This window comes from Aquipuribacter aurantiacus, from assembly GCF_051216895.1.
Lineage (GTDB): Bacteria > Actinomycetota > Actinomycetes > Actinomycetales > JBBAYJ01 > Aquipuribacter.
Genome location: NZ_JBPKAO010000005.1, coordinates 282,908 through 301,386, shown reverse-complemented (window position 1 = coordinate 301,386; position 18,479 = coordinate 282,908). Strand labels below are relative to the sequence as shown.

The window sequence follows — 18,479 nt, the reverse complement described above, 5'->3', positions numbered from 1 at the left end:
CCGTCCCAGCGGTCCGCGCGCCCGCGCACCCGGACCAGGTCGTCCCAGGACAGGTGGCGACGACCGCGCCAGGTCGGCACCGACAGGCCCTCGGGCGTGGCCACGACCTGGGGGCGCGACCGGGACAGGAGCAGCGCCAGGGCGGCCCACGCGAGCAGGCCCAGCACGAGGCCCGCTCCCCCGAGGACGGTGTTGAGGAGCACCGGCAGGTACACGAACAGCGGCCACATCGCGGTCTGCCGCACCAGCGGGAGGCTGCGCCGGTCACCGGTCTCGGGCTCCGCCGTGGCTCCGCCGGTCTCCTGCCGCCACCGCTCGACGGTGCCCATCCGCACCCCCCCGGGCAGCTCCAGCAGCCGGCCGTCGACCAGCTCGAGGTGGGTGTCGACCTGCACCATCCCCTGGGCGTTGCTGCGCACCCGCCGGACGTCGGCCCACGGCACCGTGCGGTCGGACACCACGCGGCGCAGCCGCAGCCCGACCGGGTCGGCCGCCACCGACCGCACGGCCCGCAGCCCCAGACCCAGCAGCACCAGACCCACCACCGACGAGAGCCCCGACCGGGGACCGCCGACTGACGACCGCGGGCTAGGCGCCCCGACCGTCCAGCGGAACCGTGCACCACACCGCCTTGCCCGTCACGGTCGGGCGGGTGCCCCACCGGGACGCCAGCGCCGACACCAGCTGCAGGCCCCGACCGTGCTCGTCACCGTCGCCCGGGTCGTCGCGCCGCGGCAGGGTCTGGGCGTCGTCGTGCACCTCGAGGACGACCGCCGTGGGACTGCGTCGCACCCGGACCTGCACCGGCGGACGCCCGTGCAGCAGCGCGTTGGTCACCAGCTCAGACACCAGCAGCAGGACCGTGTCGGCCACGTCCTCCGCCACGCCCCAGCCGTCCAGGGCCGCGGCGACCGCGCGACGGACCCCGCGCACCGACACCGGTTCGTCGACGACGTCCAGCTCCAGGGTCGCGCCTGGGCCGTCACCGGCGATCTGGGCCATGAGCAGCGCGATGTCGTCGTCGGCGCCACGGGGCAGCAGGGTCGCGACCAGACCGGCGGGGGTGTCCGTGGCCAGCGTCTCGGGCATCTGCTCCACGAGCCGGGTGAGCGCGTCGATGCCGTCGTCGATGTCCCGGCCCCGGTCCTCCACCAGCCCGTCGGTGTACAGGACCAGCACCGCGCCCGGCTCGAGCGTCACCCGGGTCTCGACCAGGGCAGCCACCGCCGTGCCCAGCGGGGGACCCTGGGCGTCCTGCAGCCGTTCCACGACCCCGCCCGGCCGGCGCACCAGCGGCGGCAGGTGCCCGGCGTTGGCCATCGTCAGCGAGGCGTCGTACGGGTCGTGGACGGCGTACAGGCAGGTGACGATCTGGTCGTCGCCCAGGTCGCGCACGACGCCGTCCAGGTGCTCCAGCACCCGCGTGGGCGGCAGGTCCAGGCGGGCGAAGGCCCGCACGGCCGAGCGCAGCTGGCCCATCACCGCGGCGGCGGGCACGCCTCGCCCCATGACGTCGCCCACCACGAGCGCCGTCCGTCCGCCCCCGAGCTCGATCACGTCGTACCAGTCGCCGCCGACCTGGGTGCCCTCGGCCCCGGCGCTGTAGAACGACGCGACCGACACCAGCTCGGCCTCGACCTGGGCCGCGGGCAGCAGCGAGCGCTGCAGCTCGTCGGCGATCCGGTGCTCCCGGGCCGCCACCTCCGTCGCGGCGGCCGCGGTCGCCCGGGCCTCCTCCGCCAGCAGCTGCTCGGTGACGTCCTGGATGCTGCCCCGCAACCGGACCGACCCGTCCAGGGACTCCGCCTCACCGATGGTGCGGAAGCTCCGCACCTCGCCGGACAGGTCCAGCAACCGCACCGTGATGTCCAGCGGCGCGCCGTCGGCGGCGGCCAGCAGCGCCTCCCGCACCCACTCCCGGTCGTCGGGGTGCAGGCGGGTCGCCACGAGGGTCTCGAACCCGGACCGGCCCGGGCCGGACGGGTCGAGGTCGGTCGCGTCGAGGCCGGACGGGTCCAGGCCGGCCGGGTCGAGGCCGATCTGGCGGAGGAACTCCGTCGACCCGCTGACGCTCCCGCTGGCCAGGTCCAGCTCCCAGCTGCCGACCCTGGCCAGGCGCTGCGCCTGGTCCAGCAGCCGCTGCATCCGCTCCAGCTCGCGACGGGTCCGGCGGACCCGCTCCAGCTCGAGGTTGGCGCGGACCCGGGCGAGCAGCTCCCGGCTGGAGAACGGTTTGGCCAGGTAGTCGTCCGCGCCGGAGTCCAGGCCCAGGACGGTCGCGTCCTCGCCCGAGCGGGCCGAGACCAGGACCACCGGCACGTGCATGGTGCGGGGGTCCGAACGCAGCGCCGCCAGCAGGCCGAACCCGTCGAGCTCCGGCATCATCACGTCGCTCAGGACCAGGTCGGGCACCTCGGCCCGGGCCAGCTCCAGCCCGGCCCGGCCGTCCGCGGCCAGCAGGACGTCGTGCTCGCTCGCCAGCAGCCGACCGACGTAGTCGCGCATGTCGGCGTTGTCGTCGACGACGAGCACCGTCGGACGGTCGGGGTCCGCGTCGGCGGTCGCCGCGGGCTCGGGACCGCGGGGGGCCTCGGTGCCGACCAGCCAGCGCGCCGCCTCGTCGAGGAACCCGCGGACGCTGCTGCCCTCGGCCGGGGCGGTCCCGTCCACCTCCGGCGGCGTCCCGTGCCCCTGCTCCTGCCCGGCGCCCCAGGGCAGGGTGACGGTGAAGGTGCTGCCCCGCCCCGGGGCGCTGTCCAGCTCCACCCGGCCGCCGTGCAGCGCGGTCAGGTCGGCCACCAGCGCCAGGCCGATCCCCGATCCCTCGAAGCTGCGGGAGCGGGCGTCGGCCACGCGCACGAACCGGTCGAACAGGCGCACCTGGTCCGCGGCGCTGATCCCGGCCCCGGTGTCGGTGACCGTGAGCACGGGTCCGTCGTCCCCGGCCACCAGCCGGACCGCGACACCGCCGGAGAAGGTGAACTTGAGCGCGTTGGAGAGCAAGTTGAGGACGATCCGGGCCCACATCTCGCGGTCGATCAGCACGGGCCGGGGCAGCGGGGGGCAGTCCACGTCGAAGCTCAGCCCGACCCGTTCGACGGCGTGGCGGAAGCTGTGGGCCAGCTCGGCCGTGACGAGCCCCAGGTCGACGGCCTCGAAGCGCGCCTGCGCCGTGCCCGACTCCACCCGCGAGAAGTCGAGCAGGGTGTCGACCAGGCGCAGCAGCCGGGCGCCGTTGCGCCGGACGATCTCCAGGCGCTCCCGCTGCACGGGCGCCAGCGGGTCGGTGACGTCGGCCAGCGCGTCGTCGGTCGGGCCGAGCATGAGCGTGAGCGGCGTGCGGAACTCGTGGCTGACGTTGGTGAAGAAGTCGGTCTTGGCCCGGTCGAGCTCGAGCAGCCGTTCGGCCCGTCGTCGCTCGTCCTGGTAGGCGCGCGCGCTGTGCAGCGCGGCGGCGACCTGCCCGGCCACCAGCTCGACGAAGCCGCGGTGGTCCGCGTCGAGCGCCTGGTACGGGTTGAGCCCGGCCACCAGGAACCCCACCGGCCGGTCGTCGTCCTGGCGTCGGAACGGCACCAGCAGGGCCAGCTGCGGAGGATCGGGCCAGCCACCGGTGGGCAGCTCCGTGAAGCGTGCCCCGAGGTCGGTGACGACCTCGGTGCCACCGGCCTGGACGGCGGCGAGCGGCCACGGCCCGCCGGGGCGCAGGACCCGCGGCGCCACCGCGTGGGGCAGGACGACCCCGGTGCTGGCGGCGAGGACGGGCTCACCGGTGTCCTCGTCGGTCAGGTAGGTCAGCGTGAACGGCAGCAGGGCGGCCCCGGCGCTCAGCTCTCGTGACGCGGCGGCGAGGACCTCGCTCTCGTTGCGCTGCGCCGCCACGCGCGCCCCCAGGTCCCGCACCAGCGCCATCCGCTTGGCCCCGATGACCCGCTCGGTCTCCTCGCTGACGACGCACAGCATGCCGACGACCTGGTCGTCGTCGTCGGTCAGCGGGCTGTAGGAGAAGGTGTGGTAGGTCTCCTCCCGGTAGCCGTGACGCTCGAGGAACAGCATCAGGGCCTCGTCCCAGGTGGCCCGCCGGGTCGTCATCACGCCGTCGATCCGCGGCCAGATCTCGGGCCAGATCTCGGCCCAGACCTCCCCCGCGGGACGACCCAGGGCCCAGGGGTACTTCGCCCCCAGGGTGTCGCGGCGGTAGGCGTCGTTGCACAGGAACGTCAGCTCGGGACCCCAGGCCATCCACATCGAGAACCGGGACGACACGAGGGCGCGCACGATGGACGTCAGGCTGCGGGGCCAGCCGTCGGTCGGGCCCAACGGCGTACCGGCCCAGTCCACGGCCGCCAGGGCCCGGGCGGTCTCCCCCGCACCGAACAGCTCGTGGACGAAGGTGCCCCCGTCGACCGCCGGCTTGGCCACCTGCGGAAGGTACCGGTGGATGCGCCGCGTGTCCTCGGAATGACGGTCAGTCACCGCCGTGTCCTCACCTGGCCCGGGACCGGCGTCAGGCCAGCAGGTCGCCGACCCGGCCGACGAGGAACACGACGACCGCGAGCGCGGCCACGGCGACCGCGACGACGAGCACGGTCCGGGCGGACACCCGCTTGGCCACGGTCCCCTCGCCCGGGGCCTGCGCGTCGGCCAGGTGGTGGTTGTCTCCCCGGGCCTCGCGCACCCGCGTCACCACGACGACCCCGACCACCCACGCGACGGCAAGCACCACCGTCACCGCGAGCATGACCGCCCAGCCGGTGTCGGACAGGGGGACGAGGTTCATGGGGACCGAGGGGGTGTGCACCGTCCCAATGTCCGGGGCGGGTGGCGCCCCCGCAAGCGCTCGCGGCCACCCGGGCGACGGCAGGTGCGGCTCGGTCTTCCCACCGTCCGACCCCGGTGCCACGATTTTCGTCATGACCACACGAACCGAGCCGTGGCCCGCAGGGACGCCCTGCTGGGTCGACTACGGCGCCGTCGACGTCGACGCCGCCGTGGGTTTCTACAGCGAGGTCCTCGGCTGGACCCCGGAGACCGCCGACCCCGAGCACGGCGGTTACGTCATGTGCACGGTCCGCGGGCACGACGCCGCCGGCATCGGACCCAGCACCACCCCGGGGGTCCCGTCCGCCTGGGTCACCTACCTGGCCAGCACCGACGCCGACGCCACCGCGGCCGCCGCGACCGAGGCGGGCGGCATGGTCCTCGCCGAGCCGTTCGAGGTGGTGGGACTGGGGCGCATGGCGATCGTCGCCGACCCCCAGGGCGCCGTGTTCGGCGTCTGGCAGGCGCTGGGCCGGATCGGCTCGGCGATCGTCAACGAGCCGGGCGGCCTGACCTGGAACGACGCCGCCCACCCCGACCCCGCGGCCGCGCGCACGTTCTACGCCCGGGTGTTCGGCTACCGGTACCAGGCGTTGCCCGGCGCCGGCGACGTGTACCGGACGTTCAGCGTGGACGGGGGGCACCCCCTGGGCGGCATGGGGGGCCTCCCGGCCGAGGGCGTGCCGGCGCACTGGCTGACGTACTTCGCGGTGGCGGACGCCGACGCGGCGGTGGCCGTGGCCCGCCGCCGCGGGGCCAGCGTCGGCGCGGGGCCGTTCGACACGGAGTTCGGCCGGATCGCCACGCTGACCGACCCGTGGGGAGCCACGTTCGCCGTCATGGGCGGGGGTGCCGCCGCCTGAGCCGGCGGCGACGCGGTCCGCCCGTGGACCAGGTGCGACCGCCGGGACTCAGCGGGCGGGCTCCACGCGGCCGACGACCTCGCCGAGCCCGACCCGGGCCCCGTCCGGCCCCGGCGCCCAGGCCGTGATGACGACCTCGTCGCCGTCCTCGAGGAACGTCCTGGTGCTGCCGTCGGGGAGCACGAGCGGCTGCTCCCCGTTCCAGGACAGCTCGATGAGCGAACCGCGCTCGCCGGGCTCGGGCCCGCTCACGGTGCCGGAGGCGAACAGGTCCCCCGTCCGCAGCGACGCGCCGTTGACGGTCATGTGGGCCAGCTGCTGGGCGGCGGTCCAGTACATCCGCGAGAACGGCGGCCGCGACACGACGTGCCCGTTGAGCCGCACCTCCAGGCGCAGGTCCAGGCCCCACGGCTGCTCGGCGTCGTCCAGGTAGTCCTGGACCAGGTGGTCGCGCGCGGGGGCAGGCACCCTGGCGTGCTCCAGGGACGACAGGGGCGTGACCCAGGCCGACACCGACGTCGCGAACGACTTGCCCAGGAACGGGCCCAGCGGCACGTACTCCCACGCCTGCAGGTCCCGGGCCGACCAGTCGTCGACCAGGCAGACCCCGAACACGTGGTCGGCGAACCGGGCGAGCGGGACCGGCTCCCCCAGGGCCGAGCCGACGCCGACGACGAACCCGACCTCGGCCTCGATGTCGAGGCGGCGCGAGGCCACGACCTCGGGCCGCTCGGCGCCGGGCGGTCGCACCTGCCCGACGGGACGCCGGATCCCGGTGCCGGAGACCACGACCGTGCCCGCCCGACCGTGGTAGCCGATCGGGACGTGGGTCCAGTTGGGCGTGAGCGGCGGCTGCCCCGGCCGGAACATGGTGCCCAGGTTGGACGCGTGGTCGCGGCTGGCGTAGAAGTCGACGTAGTCGGCGACCTCGAACGGCAGGTGCAGCCGGACCGGGCGGGACGGGTCGTCCAGCGGGTGCGAGGCGGCACGGACGGCCGGGTCGACGGGCGTCCCGGCCGCGCCGAGCAGGCCCGACAACCACCGTCGGTGCTCGGCCCAGACCGCCGGCCCCAGCGCCATGAACGGGTTCAGGCTCGGCGCGGCCAGCTCAGCGGCCCAGCCCAGCCCGACCCGGTCCGCCAGGGCCGACACGTCGACCACCGAGTCGCCCGCGTCGTCCTGCAGCCGCACCCCGACGCGGGGCGCCTGGCCGGCGACGGAGTACACGCCGTGCGCCTGGGTACCGGGGCCGAACGCGCCGGGACCGGACACCGACGTCACGCCCCGACCCCGACGACGGGACGGGCCACCAGACCCAGCCCGGCCAGGTCCTCCACGGGCTCGACCGTCGAGCAGCTGCCGAACGAGACGAACGCCGACCGCACGGCGGCGGCCTGCTCGTCGTCCAGCTCGGTGAGCAGCTCCAGCAGCAGTTCGGGCTCGGTGGCCTGCAGCAGGACGTGCACCTGGTGCTCGCTGGCGTCGTGCAGCAGCGCGGCCGCGGTCGCGGCGAGCAGGTTGACGAACCCGTGGTGCTCGAAGCCGGTGTCCTCGTCGCGGTGGCGCAGCGCGTTGTGCAGCCCGGCCGTCGCCTTGAACGGCACCCCCGCCGCGACGGCCGCGTGGACGAACCGGGCCACGGTCGCCTCGTCGGGGAACGCCGCGGCGGTCGTCCCGCCGGTGCGGATCTTGCCGCTCACCCCGGCCACGGCCAGCGCAGGCATGACGTCGACCGGGTCCAGGCCCGTCGACGGCTCGACGAACAGCCGGGCCCCGGTCGGCAGGTGCGCCAGCGCCCGGTCGACCAGGTCGGTGTGGGTGTGGACAGGACCGAGCGGGACCTCGACGGAGACCACGTGCAGGGCGGGGTCGGTCACCGTGGTCACGGCGTCGGGCACGGTGTCGAGGCCACCGGGGACGATGACGGTGACCGGCAGCGGCTCGGTGGGCGTGCGGGCGTCGCCGGCCTCGAGCAGCGCCGTGAGCAGCTCGTGGGTCCGGTCGGCCCGCAGCACCACGGCCCCCAGCACCTCGGCGAACCAGCTGTCCTCGTACATCGCCCGCGCCTCGACGGCGTCGGCCATCGGGGCGTTGCCGGGCGGGAACGTGGCGGCGTCGTCGACCAGCCCGCGCACGAGCCCGGCGGGGACGGACGCGGCGATGGTGGGCGTGCCGGTCGCCCGGCTCACGCGACCGGCCCCCGCCCGGACCAGGTCCAGGCGTAGGCCCCGTCGTCGGAGGCGGTGCCCGCCTCCCCGAGCTCCAGCGGACGGAACGTGTCGACCATGACGGCGAGCTCGTCGAAGCGCTCCGCCCCGAGCGAGGCCTCGACGGCCGACGGTTGCGGCCCGTGGCTGTGGCCCCCGGGGTGCACCGTCACCGAGCCCTTGGCGATGCCGGAGCCCTTGCGGGCCTCGTAGTCGCCGTCGACGTAGAACATGATCTCGTCGCTGTCGACGTTGGCGTGGTAGTACGGCACGGGGACGGCGAGCGGGTGGTAGTCGACCTTGCGGGGCACGAAGTTGCAGATGACGAAGTTCCATCCCTCGAAGACCTGGTGGACAGGTGGCGGCTGGTGGACCCGGCCGGTGATCGGCTCGAAGTCGTGGACGCTGAACGCGTACGGGTAGAGGCAGCCGTCCCAGCCGACGACGTCGAACGGGTGCTGCGGCGTGACGTGGACGGTGCCGGCCAGCCCGCCCGGACCGGGACCCCGGTGCTTGACGTAGACCTCGACGTCCACGTCGTCGCGGACCTCCGGCGCGCCGGGTCCGCGCAGGTCCCGCTCGCAGTAGGGGGCGTGCTCCAGCAGCTGCCCGTACCGGGACAGGTACTTCTTGGGCGGTGCGATGTGGCTGTTCGCCTCGACGCAGTACGCGCGCAGCGGCCCCTCGGTGGCGACGTCGACGGGCAGCCAGCGGTGCGTGGTTCCCCGCGGCATGACCACGTAGTCGCCCTCCCGGACGTCCAGGTGGCCGAACACGGTCTCGACCCGGGCGGCGCCGCGCTCCACGTAGACGCACTCGTCGCCCACGGCGTTGCGGTACAGCGGCGAGTCCGCGGCCGCGACCACGTAGCTGATCCGGACGTCGGCGTTGCCCAGCACCAGCCGGCGACCGGTGACCACGTCGACGTCGGCCACCTGGGACGCCTCGGAGCCGAACAGCCCGTGCAGCCGCAGGTGCCTGGGCAGCAGCGGGTGGTTGGGGGTGGTCCGCTGGTCCGGCAGCACCCACTCCCGGGCGTCGACCAGGGCCGAGGGGACCCCCACGTGGTAGAGCAGCGAGGAGTCGGAGCTGAAGCCCTCCTCGCCCATCAGCTCCTCGCGGTACAGCGACCCCGAGGCGTCGCGGTGCTGCGTGTGCCGTTTGGGAGGGACGTCCCCCGTCGAGCGGTAGTGCGCCACCGCTGTCTCACCTCCGTCGAGTGCGTCGCCGTCGACGCGCTGCCCTGATCTAGCGGTGCTTCAGCCTACCGCTGCCCGTGCCGACAACCGGGACACGGACCATCTCCGCCCCCTGGCCTGCGATGATGTCCCCCGCTCGGCGCAACCTGCGCCGGCGGCCCCCTGCGCCCGACAAGGACACCACCGTGAGCCGTTCCCGCATCCCCCTGGCCGTCCTCGCCACCGCTGCCCTCGCCCTGGCCGCCTGCGGCGACGGCGGCACCGACGACACCGCGTCGGCCGAGCCCGCTGCCCCCGTCGAGGACGAGACCACGCCGCCCGCCTCCGACGAGCCCGTCGCGCCCGCCTCCGACGAGGCGTCCCAGGCCGCCGGTGGGGCACTCCCGGGCTGCGACCCGGCGTCCCTGGAGACCCTGACCGACGGGGTGCTCACCATGGGCACCTCGGAGCCCGCCTTCGAGCCGTGGATGGTCGACAACGACCCCACCAACGGGCAGGGCTACGAGTCGGCCGTGTCCTACGCCGTCGCCGAGACCCTGGGCTTCGACGAGGCGGCCGTGGAGTGGGTCCGCGTGCCGTTCGAGGCCGCCATCGCTCCCGGCCCCAAGGACTTCGACGTCGCGATCAACCAGTTCTCGATCACCGAGGAGCGGCGCCAGGCGGTCGACTTCTCGTCCTCCTACTACGACGTCCGGCAGGCCGTCGTCACGGTCGCGGGCAGCGTGGCCGCCGAGACGTCGCAGCTGGACCAGATGGGTGAGCTGCTGTTCGGCGCCCAGGTGGGCACCACCAGCCTGGACATCCTCGTGGAGACGGTCGGCCCGACCCTGCAGCCGGCGGTCTTCAACAGCAACGAGGACGCGGTGACCGCACTGGCCAACGGCCAGGTCGACGCCATCGTCCTCGACCTGCCGTCCGCGTTCTTCGCCGTGGCCGCCCAGCTCGAGGACGGCGTCATCCTGGGCCAGCTGCCCGAGACCGGCGCCGAGCCGGAGCAGCTCGGCCTGGTCCTGGACCTGGGCAGCCCGCTCACCGACTGCGTGACCCAGGCCGTGGACGCCCTCGAGGCCGACGGCACGCTGGACGCGCTGCAGGACGAGTGGCTGGCCGACGTCGCCGGGGCCCCCGAGCTCGGCTGAGCCTCGGCCGAGCCAGGCATGATCCGTCGATGAGCACCACCCTCACGGGGTCGGCCGGGCCGTACCGGCCGACCCCGCTGGAGCTGCAGCGACGCGGGGTCCGTTCCCGCCGCTCGCGGCGCTCCACCCTGACCGCGCTGGCCAGCACGCTGGCCTTCGCCGGGGTCGGCTACGTCATCATCACGAACGCCCCGGGCTGGCCCCGGGTGCAGGCGTCGTTCTTCGACCCCGACGTGGCCTGGGAGTACCTGCCCGACATCCTGCGCGGTCTCTGGCTGAACGTCCGGGTGCTCGCCGTCGCCGCGGTGCTGACCGTGGTGCTCGCCCTGGTCCTGGCCGTGGTCCGGACCCTGCGCGGGCCGGTGTGGCTGCCGCTGCGACTGGTGGCGACGGTCTACGTCGACTTCTTCCGGGGTGTGCCGCTCATCGTGCTGCTCTACCTGGTCGGCTTCGGCGTGCCCGCGCTGCGGTTCACCGACGGCCGGATCAGCGCGGTGGTCCTCGGCACCGCCGCCATCGTCCTCACGTACTCCGCGTACGTGTCCGAGGTGTTCCGCGCCGGCATCGACACCGTGCACCCCAGCCAACGGCTGGGGGCCCGCTCGCTGGGCCTGTCCTACGGGCAGTCCATGCGCCTGGTCGTGCTGCCGCAGGCGGTCCGCCGGGTGACCCCGCCGCTGCTCAACGACTTCGTCGCCATGCAGAAGGACGTCGGCCTGATCTCGCTGCTGGGCGCGGTCGACGCGGTGCGGGCCGCGCAGATCGGGGCGCTCGAGTCGTTCAACTTCACGCCCTACGTCGTGGCGGCGCTGCTGTTCGTCGCGCTGTCGGTGCCGACGGCGCGCCTGGCGGACTGGGTGACGGCGCGGGCCGCCCGACGCGAGCAGGCCGGAGGGGTGCTGTGAGCGCGGCCTCCGGCCTCTCGCTGCCGCAGGGCGCCACCCGGGGCCGCGAGGTCGTGCTGGACGTCCGCGGCCTGGTCAAGCACTACGACGACACCCCGGTGCTGCACGGCGTGGACGTGACGGTCGGCGAGCACGAGGTCGTCGCCCTGATCGGGTCCTCCGGGTCGGGCAAGTCGACCCTGCTGCGCTGCGCGGCGCTGCTGGAGCCGATCACCGACGGGCAGGTGCTGCTGGACGGCGAGGACATCAGCGACCCGGCGGTCGACGCCGACACCGTCCGCAGCCGGTTCGGCGTGGTGTTCCAGGGGTTCAACCTGTTCCCGCACATGACGGTGCGGCAGAACATCACGCTGGCGCCCCGGGTCGTCCACGGCGCGTCCGCCGCCGAGGCCGACGCCCGCGCCGAGGACCTGCTGACCCGCGTCGGCCTGCTCGACAAGGCCGACGCCTACCCGGACCGGCTGTCGGGCGGGCAGCAGCAGCGCGCCGCCATCGCCCGTGCCATCGCCGTCGAGCCCCGGGTCCTGCTGCTGGACGAGGTGACGTCGGCCCTGGACCCCGAGCTGGTCGGCGAGGTCCTGGCCCTGGTCCGCGAGCTCGCCGAGGGCGGCGCGACCATCCTCATGGCCACCCACGAGATGGGCTTCGCCCGGCGGGTCGCCGACCACGTCTGCTTCCTCGACCAGGGCCGGCTCTGCGAGGAGGGCCCGCCGGAGCAGGTCCTCGCCGAGCCCGTCATGCCCCGCACCCAGCAGTTCCTCCGCCGCGTCATCGACGCCGGCCGCCTCTGACCCTCGGGCGGGGCCGGGCCGCCGGGAGAGGTGTGGACGAGGGTGGGCACCCCGGCCGGGGGTGGTCGTAGCCTGGTGCGGGTGGAGCTGCTGACGGGGTTGGGGCTGGCGTCGGCGGCGGGGCTGAACGCCTACGTCCCGCTGCTGGCGCTGGGGCTGCTGTCGCGCTGGACCGACCTGGTCCAGCTGCCCTCGGCATGGGCGTGGCTGCAGGACCCGTGGGCGCTGGGCATCATCGGGCTGCTGCTGGTGGTCGAGGTCACGGCGGACAAGATCCCCGGCGTCGACCACGTCAACGACCTGCTGCAGACCGTGGTGCGCCCGGTGTCCGGCGGGCTGGTGGTGGGCGCGGGGACCGACCAGGCCTCGCTGGTGCAGGACCCGTCGCAGTGGCTCAGCTCCGGCGACTGGGTCCCGGTGCTGGTGGGGGCCGGGATCGCGCTCGGCGTCCACCTGCTCAAGGCGGGCGGGCGGACCGTGGTCAACGCGACCACGGCCGGTCTCGGCGCGCCGGTCGCCTCGACCGCGGAGGACGTCCTGGCCGTCGGGCTGTCGCTGGCGGCGCTGCTGCTGCCGGTGCTCGTCCTGGTGCTGCTGGTCGTGGTGGTCGTCGTGGTCGTCCGCGGCCGCCGCCGTCGCGCCCGGCTCCGCCGCGACCGGCAGCGACCGCTGCCCACCGGCTGACGACGGCTCACAGCATGGCGGCCCACTGCTCGGCGAACACCACCCCGATCAGGGCGGTCACCGCGACGAACCACAGCAGCACCGGGGCCAGGTGGACCAGGCGCAGCGTGCGCACCACGGTGCTGCCGGCCACCCGTTCCCCGAACAACCCGTCGGCCGCGTTCGCCAGCGTCACGTACCAGGCGATGGGGATCGTCACCGACCAGACGACCATGCAGTACGGGCACAGCACGCCGAGCTGGAAGACGCTGACGTCGACCAGCCAGTGCACGAACCCCGCCCCGAGCAGCACCCCGACCTGCAGCCCCCAGCGGACCGGGCGGGGCAGCGACACCCCCAGCAGCATCAGCACACCCAGGGTCACGACGACGGAGAACGAGACCACCCCGAGCAACGTGTTGGGGAAGTCGCCGAACGCGCTGGCCTGGTCCGAGCTGGCCACCGTGCCGCAGTCCAGCAGCGGGTTGATGGAGCAGGTCGGCACGTAGGACGGGTCGAGCGCCAGCTGCAGCCGTTCGTAGGTCAGGTCGAGCGCGGCGATCAGACCCAGCGCCCCGCCCACGGTGAGCAGCCACGGCAGCGACCGCGCGAACGCGGGCGTCCGCACGGGGGGCGGGTCCAGGTCGTGGTCCTGCAGCTGCGCCGTCACGAGGGCTGCCCCAGCCCGCCCTCGAGGACCGCGTCCTCGGGTGCGTCGGCCCCGCCGCCGGCCGGGCCGTCGTGCCCCGTGAAGTCCTGCTGGACGGTCCACTCCCCGCGGGGCCGGTGCCGTTGCCCGGCCAGCGCCAGCAACCGGGCCGCGACCAGGTCGGGGTCGAACGGGGTGCCCGGCGCGAGGGTGCCCCGCACGGTCAGCGTGGCCGCGTGGACCCCGGCCTCGGCCAGCTCCGGCGCCATCCCCAGCAGCAGGTTCCGGACGGCGGCCTTCTGCACGCCCAGCGTGAGCGCGCCCGCCATCGGTCGGTCCGCCGCTCCCCCACCGGTGACCACCACGCTCCCGTGGGACGCGGTCAGCGCGGGCAGGGCGGCCCTCACCGCGCTCAGCAGGCTGCCCGCCCCGACCGCGACATCGGCCAGCAGGTCGACCGCGCTCGTGCCGGCGACCCCACCGGGGCGGTACAGGCTCACGTTGTGGTGCAGCACGTCCAGGCGCCCCGTGTGGGCGACGAAGACCTCCACCGCCCGGGTCACGGCCGCCTCGTCCGCGACGTCGACCGTGGCCCAGCCCACGTCGGCCCCGTGACCGTCGGCCTCGACCAGGCGGGCCAGCTCCGCGAGCACGCTCTCCCGCCGCCCGACCAGCGCCACGTCGTAGCCGGCCGCGGCGAACGCGCGGGCCGAGGCCAGGCCGAGACCGGGGCCGGCACCGAGGACGCAGACGACGGGGCGCCCGCGGCTGGGGACCGGCGGCGCCGGTGGGGACTGCTCAGGGCTGCTGCTGGGTTGCACCCGGCGAGCATGCCGCAGCCCGACGGGCCGGTACAGGACCTAGGACCCACGATGGGCCCGTGAGGACGGCGCAGTGAGGACGAGCGGATGAGGACGACGGACGAGCGCACCGGATCCGCCGCCAGCACGCCCGACGACGGGCCCGGCTGGTCCCCGACCCGGGCCGCGGTGGGTCTGGGCGTCCTGTGGGGCCTGGCCGCGATGGGCACCTCCGCCACCAGCGTGGTCCTCGGCCCGCTGTCGCAGGACCTGGGCCTGTCCACGGCGGGCAGCGCGTGGGTGCTCACCTCCTTCGCCCTGGCACTGGCGGCCTCGACGGCCGTCTGGGGCCGCGTCGCGGACTCGGTCGGCACCCGGACCCCGTTCCTGGTGGGCGGGGTGATGCTGGCCGTCGGGGCCGGCCTGTCCTCGCTCGCCCCGTCCTTCGAGCTGCTCGTGCTGGGCCGGTTGCTGCAGGGCCTGGGTGCGGGGGCGATCCCGGTGCTGTCGACCACCACCCTGTCGGCCCGCTACGTGGGCGCCGAGCGTTCCGTGGCGCTGGGGCGGTCCAACTCCGTGGTCCTGGTCCTGACCAGCCTGGGCCCGCTGCTGGGCGGCACGATCGGCGTCCTGGTCGGCTGGCGCGGGTCGGTGCTGCTGCCGGTGCTGGCCCTGGCCCTGCTCCCCGTGGCCTACAAGCTGGCCCCGTCCCGGGGCACCGGGGCCCGGGTGGACGCGCTGGGGGCCGGGCTGGTCGCCTCCGCGGCCGCGGCGGTGCTCGTCACCGTGCAGACCATCGGGCAGCCGGGACCGCTCACCGTGGTGGCGGCCGTGCTGGCCGTGCCCCTGCTCGTGCTGGTGGTGTTGCGGGTCCGCCGCCACCCCCACGGGTTCGCCCCGCTGGCCGTGGTCCGCGAGGACGTGGTGGTCCGCGCCGGGGTGGCGGCCGTGCTGGCCGTGCCCCTGCTCGTGCTGGTGGTGCTGCGGGTCCGCCGCCACCCCCACGGGTTCGTCCCGCTGGCCGTGGTCCGCGAGGACGTGGTGGTCCGCGCCGGGGTGGCGGCCGCGGCGATGCCGGTCGTCTACTTCGCCGGGCTGGTCGCCGTCCCGCTGGTGCTCGCGGGCCAGGGCTGGGACCCGATGCAGAACGGGTTGCTGCTGCTGCCCGGGGCGTTGCTGGGCGCCGCGGTGTCGTTCAACGGGGCCCGTGTCGTGCTGCGGCTGGGGCGGCGCGGCACCGCCGTGCTCGGGCTGGCGCTGTCGACGCTCGGCGCGCTGGTGGCGGCCACCGTCGGCTTCTCGCCCTGGCTGGCGGGGCTGGGCTTCGTCGGGCTGTCGACCGGGTACGCGCTCGCGCAGCCGTCCCTGGTCGGCTCCGTGGCCGCGGCCGTGCCCGGCGAGGTCCGCGGGGCCGCCCTGGGCCTGTTCACGCTGGTGTTCTTCACCGGGTCCGGGCTGGGGTCCGCGGTGGTCGGGGGGTTGGGCGACCTGCTCACGCTGCCGGGCGCGCTCGCGCTGGCGGCGCTCGCCCCGGCGGTGGCGGTGGTGGTGCTGCTGACCGCCCGGCCGTCAGCGGCCTGGGGCGGCCGCACCGGCGACGCGTAGCCCCCAGGCGACCAGCGGCACCTGCAGCGGCAGGCGCGCCAGCGCGCCGACCCGGTAGGGCAGGGGCTTGTCCCGCCACCGCCACGCCATCCACAGGTTGCCGGGGAACACGGCCACGAACAGGGCCGCCGCGGCGTAGCCCCCGGCGCGGCGCGTCCGTGGCTGCGACACCGCCAGCCCCACGCCCAGCTCGGCGACCCCGCTGGCCACGGTCCAGAACCGCCGCGACGGCGGCAGCCACGGCGGCACGATCGAGTCGAAGACGCGGGGCCGCAGCAGGTGCAGGACCCCGGAGCCGACGAGCACGGCCGCGAGCACCCGGTGCTCGGCCGGGGCGGCGGGCGCCTCGACCGGCACGGACCGGACCGCGGCGCGTCGGGCGCCACCGGCCGGGCGCGGCGACCGAGAGGCGCCCGGGCGCGCGGACCTCACAGGGCGCGGTCGCGTGGTCCGACGGGGGCCGGGAGCCTCGTGCTGCCCCGCACGGCGGCGTCGACGGCGGCGGCGCAGGCCCGCCCGTCGGCGATCGCCCACACCACGAGGCTCGCCCCGCGGGTGGCGTCGCCGCAGGCGAACACGTCGTCGGCGCCGGTGCGCCAGCGGTCGTCGACCCCGACGGTGCCGCGCTCGCCGGCCACGTCGATGCCGGTCGCGCCCAGCAGGTCGTCCGCGCCGGTGCCGATGAAGCCGGTGGCCAGCAGGACCAGGTCGGCGGGCAGGTCCCGCTCGGAGCCCTCGACCGGGGTGAAGGACCGCAGGCCGTTCTCGTCGAACGTCCGCTCGACGGTCCGGACCCGCACGTGGGTGACCCGGCCGGACTCGTCGCCGACGAAGCGGACGGTCTGCGTCGCCCAGGACTCGACGACGCCCTCCTCGTGGGCGGGGCTCTTGCGGTGGACCCGGGTCCACTGCGGCCAGGGGTTGGACACGTGGTCGCGCACCACCGGCGGCGTCGGGTTGTGGTCCAGCACCGTCACCGACAGCGCCCCCTGGCGGTTGGCCGTGCCGAGGCAGTCCGCGGCCGTGTCACCGCCGCCGATGACGACGACGTGCTTGTCCTTCGCGGACACCAGGCCCTGGTCCTCGGCCTTGCCCGCGACGTACCGGTTGACCTCGGGCAGGTAGTCCATCGCCTGCATCACACCGGCCAGGTCACGACCCTCGACGGTCAGGTCACGCGGCTCCAGCGCACCGACGGCCAGCACGACCGCGTCGAACTTGCGGCGCAGCCGGTCCATCGGCATGGCCTCGGAGCCGACGTCGACGCCCGTGACGAACCGGGTGCCCTCGGCGCGCATCTGCTCGATGCGGCGGTCGATCGCCTTCTTGGGCATCTTGAAGTCGGGGATGCCGTAGCGCAGCAGGCCGCCGACCTCGTCGGAGCGCTCGTAGACCACCACGGTCCAGCCGACCCGGGTCAGCTGCTGCGCGGCGGCCAGGCCGGCAGGACCGGAGCCGACGACCGCGGCCGTGTGCGAGGTCATCCGCTCGGGCGGCTGCGGCACCACCCAGCCGGAGTCCCAGGCCTTGTCGATGATCGACAGCTCGATCTGCTTGATGGACACCGGGTCGTCGCTGATGGCCAGCACGCAGGCGGCCTCGCAGGGCGCCGGGCACAACCAGCCGGTGAACTCGGGGAAGTTGTTGGTCGCGTGGAGGCGGTCGATGGCCCGCTTCCAGTCCGCGTCCAGGACGAGCTCGTTCCACTCCGGGATCAGGTTGCCCAGCGGGCAGCCCTGGTGGCAGAACGGGACGCCGCAGGCCATGCAGCGGGACGCCTGCTGGCGGACGACGTCCTCCTGCTGACGGGCGTAGACGGGGTCGAAGTCGCGAAGGCGCAGCTCGACAGGACGCTTGGGGATGTCCTGACGGGGCGTCTTGGTGAATCCCCAGGGGTCGACGGGCATGCGCCGATCCTACGGCCGGGTCCGGGGCGTGGACACGCGGTCCAGGTCCCGGACCCAGCCGCCGCGAGGGCTCAGGCGCGGGTGGCCGCGTTGGCCTGCATGGCGTCGGACACGTAGACCGCCAGCCCGGCGGCCTTGTCCTCGTACGTCCTCGTGAACCGGGGGTCCTGCAGTGGGGGCACCCCCGGCGCCCCGCGCTGGGGGAACAGGAGGCCGATCCCGGCGTGCATCTCCAGGCTGCAGTCGTAGTGCCACCGGCAGATCAGCTGCCGGTGCTCCTCGGCCAGGTCGCGGGCCACCTGGCCGTCGGCCGGCTCCCCGGCCTGCATCGCCGTCACGAACCGGGCGTCGATGTCGTCGGCCTCGGCCTTCATCTGCGTCCAGTCGCCCTTCGTGTACGACTTCTCGCGCGAGCGGGCCTGCGCCCAGGCGTCGGTGCCGCCCCAGCGCTCCTCGGCCTCCGCCGCGTACTCCTGCTCGTTCTCGACCCAGGTGTCGCCGAACAGCTCCCGCTTCTCGGCCTGGGTCAGGTCGACACCACTCATCTGCCTCTCCATCTGCTCCTCCAGCGCCACCTGCACCTGCTGCAGGCGGTCGATGCGGGCGACGACGGCGGCGAGCTGCCCGGCGACCTGCCGGGTCCTGTCGTCGTCGTCACCGTCGAGGAGGACGGCGACCTGCTCCAGCGCGAACCCGAGCTCGCGGTAGACCAGCACCTGCCGCACCCGGTCCAGGTCCCGCCCCGTGTAGACGCGGTACCCGGCCCGGGTGCGACCGCCCGGCACCACGAGCCCGATGGCGTCGTAGTGGTGCAGCGTGCGGACCGTGGTCCCGACCGCGTCCGCGGCCGGGCCGACCGTCCACTGCTGCTCCGCCTCCACCACCGACGTCCTCCTCATGCACCGAGCGTGGTGGCTCACGCCACGTCAG

Annotated in this window: 16 protein-coding genes and 1 pseudogene; 6 read left to right on the top strand and 11 right to left on the bottom strand. The window is 74.9% G+C overall.

From position 1 onward, the window contains the following. Positions 1-17: 17 nt before the first annotated feature. From ACR80Q_RS09615 to ACR80Q_RS09605, 3 genes and pseudogenes are all read right to left on the bottom strand, one after another. Positions 18-497, bottom strand: a pseudogene (locus ACR80Q_RS09615) (PH domain-containing protein); the annotation flags it as partial. Between the two features lie 91 nt (positions 498-588). Further along, positions 589-4,422, bottom strand: a complete 3,834-nt coding sequence (locus ACR80Q_RS09610) for a SpoIIE family protein phosphatase (protein ID WP_435377384.1) — start codon at positions 4,420-4,422, stop codon at positions 589-591. 85 nt (positions 4,423-4,507) lie between these two features. Then, positions 4,508-4,780: a hypothetical protein gene (locus ACR80Q_RS09605; RefSeq protein ID WP_435377383.1), complete on the bottom strand. Its 273-nt coding sequence runs from the start codon at positions 4,778-4,780 to the stop codon at positions 4,508-4,510. A gap of 133 nt (positions 4,781-4,913) precedes the next feature. Here ACR80Q_RS09605 and ACR80Q_RS09600 point away from each other — a divergent pair, with 133 nt between their 5' ends. Further along, entirely contained in the window at positions 4,914-5,684 is a 771-nt protein-coding gene (locus ACR80Q_RS09600; RefSeq protein ID WP_435377382.1) for a VOC family protein, read from the top strand. Between the two features lie 48 nt (positions 5,685-5,732). Here the strand turns inward: ACR80Q_RS09600 and fahA are convergent, their stop codons facing one another. Genes fahA through ACR80Q_RS09585 form a run of 3 tightly spaced genes read right to left on the bottom strand, consistent with a single transcriptional unit; the run spans position 5,733 to position 9,090 of the window. Next, positions 5,733-6,965, bottom strand: a complete 1,233-nt coding sequence (gene fahA / locus ACR80Q_RS09595; protein WP_435377381.1) for a fumarylacetoacetase — start codon at positions 6,963-6,965, stop codon at positions 5,733-5,735. Continuing rightward, complete coding sequence (locus ACR80Q_RS09590; RefSeq protein ID WP_435377380.1) at positions 6,962-7,873, bottom strand: hypothetical protein; 912 nt, start codon at positions 7,871-7,873, stop codon at positions 6,962-6,964. Before ACR80Q_RS09590 ends, fahA begins: the two co-directional genes overlap by 4 nt. Then, entirely contained in the window at positions 7,870-9,090 is a 1,221-nt protein-coding gene (locus tag ACR80Q_RS09585) for a homogentisate 1,2-dioxygenase (protein WP_435377379.1), read from the bottom strand. Before ACR80Q_RS09585 ends, ACR80Q_RS09590 begins: the two co-directional genes overlap by 4 nt. Before the next feature lie 185 nt (positions 9,091-9,275). Here ACR80Q_RS09585 and ACR80Q_RS09580 point away from each other — a divergent pair, with 185 nt between their 5' ends. From ACR80Q_RS09580 to ACR80Q_RS09565, 4 genes are all read left to right on the top strand, one after another. Continuing rightward, positions 9,276-10,229, top strand: coding sequence for an ABC transporter substrate-binding protein (locus ACR80Q_RS09580; RefSeq protein ID WP_435377378.1), 954 nt, complete (start codon positions 9,276-9,278; stop codon positions 10,227-10,229). A gap of 29 nt (positions 10,230-10,258) precedes the next feature. After that, positions 10,259-11,134 carry an amino acid ABC transporter permease gene (locus tag ACR80Q_RS09575; RefSeq protein ID WP_435377377.1) on the top strand — a complete coding sequence of 292 codons (876 nt, stop codon included), beginning with the start codon at positions 10,259-10,261 and terminating at the stop codon, positions 11,132-11,134. Beyond that, a complete protein-coding gene (locus ACR80Q_RS09570; protein ID WP_435377376.1) occupies positions 11,131-11,925 on the top strand; it encodes an amino acid ABC transporter ATP-binding protein in 795 nt (264 codons plus the stop codon). The genes ACR80Q_RS09575 and ACR80Q_RS09570 overlap by 4 nt, the downstream gene beginning before the upstream one ends. 81 nt (positions 11,926-12,006) lie before the next feature. After that, positions 12,007-12,609, top strand: coding sequence for a DUF4126 domain-containing protein (locus ACR80Q_RS09565; protein WP_435377375.1), 603 nt, complete (start codon positions 12,007-12,009; stop codon positions 12,607-12,609). Positions 12,610-12,616: 7 nt separating this feature from the next. On the opposite strand, the gene ACR80Q_RS09560 is transcribed toward ACR80Q_RS09565, so the two are convergent. Together ACR80Q_RS09560 and ACR80Q_RS09555 are read right to left on the bottom strand one after the other, a co-directional pair. Continuing rightward, entirely contained in the window at positions 12,617-13,258 is a 642-nt protein-coding gene (locus tag ACR80Q_RS09560; protein ID WP_435377374.1) for a vitamin K epoxide reductase family protein, read from the bottom strand. Then, positions 13,255-14,058: an SDR family oxidoreductase gene (locus tag ACR80Q_RS09555; protein ID WP_435377373.1), complete on the bottom strand. Its 804-nt coding sequence runs from the start codon at positions 14,056-14,058 to the stop codon at positions 13,255-13,257. The genes ACR80Q_RS09560 and ACR80Q_RS09555 overlap by 4 nt, the downstream gene beginning before the upstream one ends. 87 nt (positions 14,059-14,145) lie before the next feature. On the opposite strand from ACR80Q_RS09555, the gene ACR80Q_RS09550 reads away from it, so the two are divergent. Beyond that, positions 14,146-15,642: an MFS transporter gene (locus ACR80Q_RS09550; protein ID WP_435377372.1), complete on the top strand. Its 1,497-nt coding sequence runs from the start codon at positions 14,146-14,148 to the stop codon at positions 15,640-15,642. On the opposite strand, the gene ACR80Q_RS09545 is transcribed toward ACR80Q_RS09550, so the two are convergent. The 3 genes from ACR80Q_RS09545 to ACR80Q_RS09535 all read right to left on the bottom strand — a co-directional run bounded on the left by ACR80Q_RS09545 (position 15,607) and on the right by ACR80Q_RS09535 (position 18,448). Continuing rightward, entirely contained in the window at positions 15,607-15,999 is a 393-nt protein-coding gene (locus ACR80Q_RS09545; protein ID WP_435377371.1) for a DoxX family protein, read from the bottom strand. The two genes, ACR80Q_RS09550 and ACR80Q_RS09545, sit on opposite strands and share 36 nt — an antisense overlap. 71 nt (positions 16,000-16,070) lie before the next feature. Further along, a complete protein-coding gene (locus tag ACR80Q_RS09540; RefSeq protein WP_435377370.1) occupies positions 16,071-17,549 on the bottom strand; it encodes a glutamate synthase subunit beta in 1,479 nt (492 codons plus the stop codon). Positions 17,550-17,620: 71 nt separating this feature from the next. After that, positions 17,621-18,448 carry a MerR family transcriptional regulator gene (locus ACR80Q_RS09535; RefSeq protein WP_435377369.1) on the bottom strand — a complete coding sequence of 276 codons (828 nt, stop codon included), beginning with the start codon at positions 18,446-18,448 and terminating at the stop codon, positions 17,621-17,623. Positions 18,449-18,479 lie beyond the last annotated feature (31 nt).

Coding starts and splice junctions, on each gene's coding strand:
- ACR80Q_RS09605 (WP_435377383.1), bottom strand. CDS start 4,780: ATGAACCTCGTCCCCCTGTCCGACACCGGCTGGGCGGTCATGCTCGCG.
- ACR80Q_RS09600 (WP_435377382.1), top strand. CDS start 4,914: ATGACCACACGAACCGAGCCGTGGCCCGCAGGGACGCCCTGCTGGGTC.
- ACR80Q_RS09575 (WP_435377377.1), top strand. CDS start 10,259: ATGAGCACCACCCTCACGGGGTCGGCCGGGCCGTACCGGCCGACCCCG.
- ACR80Q_RS09550 (WP_435377372.1), top strand. CDS start 14,146: ATGAGGACGACGGACGAGCGCACCGGATCCGCCGCCAGCACGCCCGAC.
- ACR80Q_RS09540 (WP_435377370.1), bottom strand. CDS start 17,549: ATGCCCGTCGACCCCTGGGGATTCACCAAGACGCCCCGTCAGGACATC.
- ACR80Q_RS09535 (WP_435377369.1), bottom strand. CDS start 18,448: ATGAGGAGGACGTCGGTGGTGGAGGCGGAGCAGCAGTGGACGGTCGGC.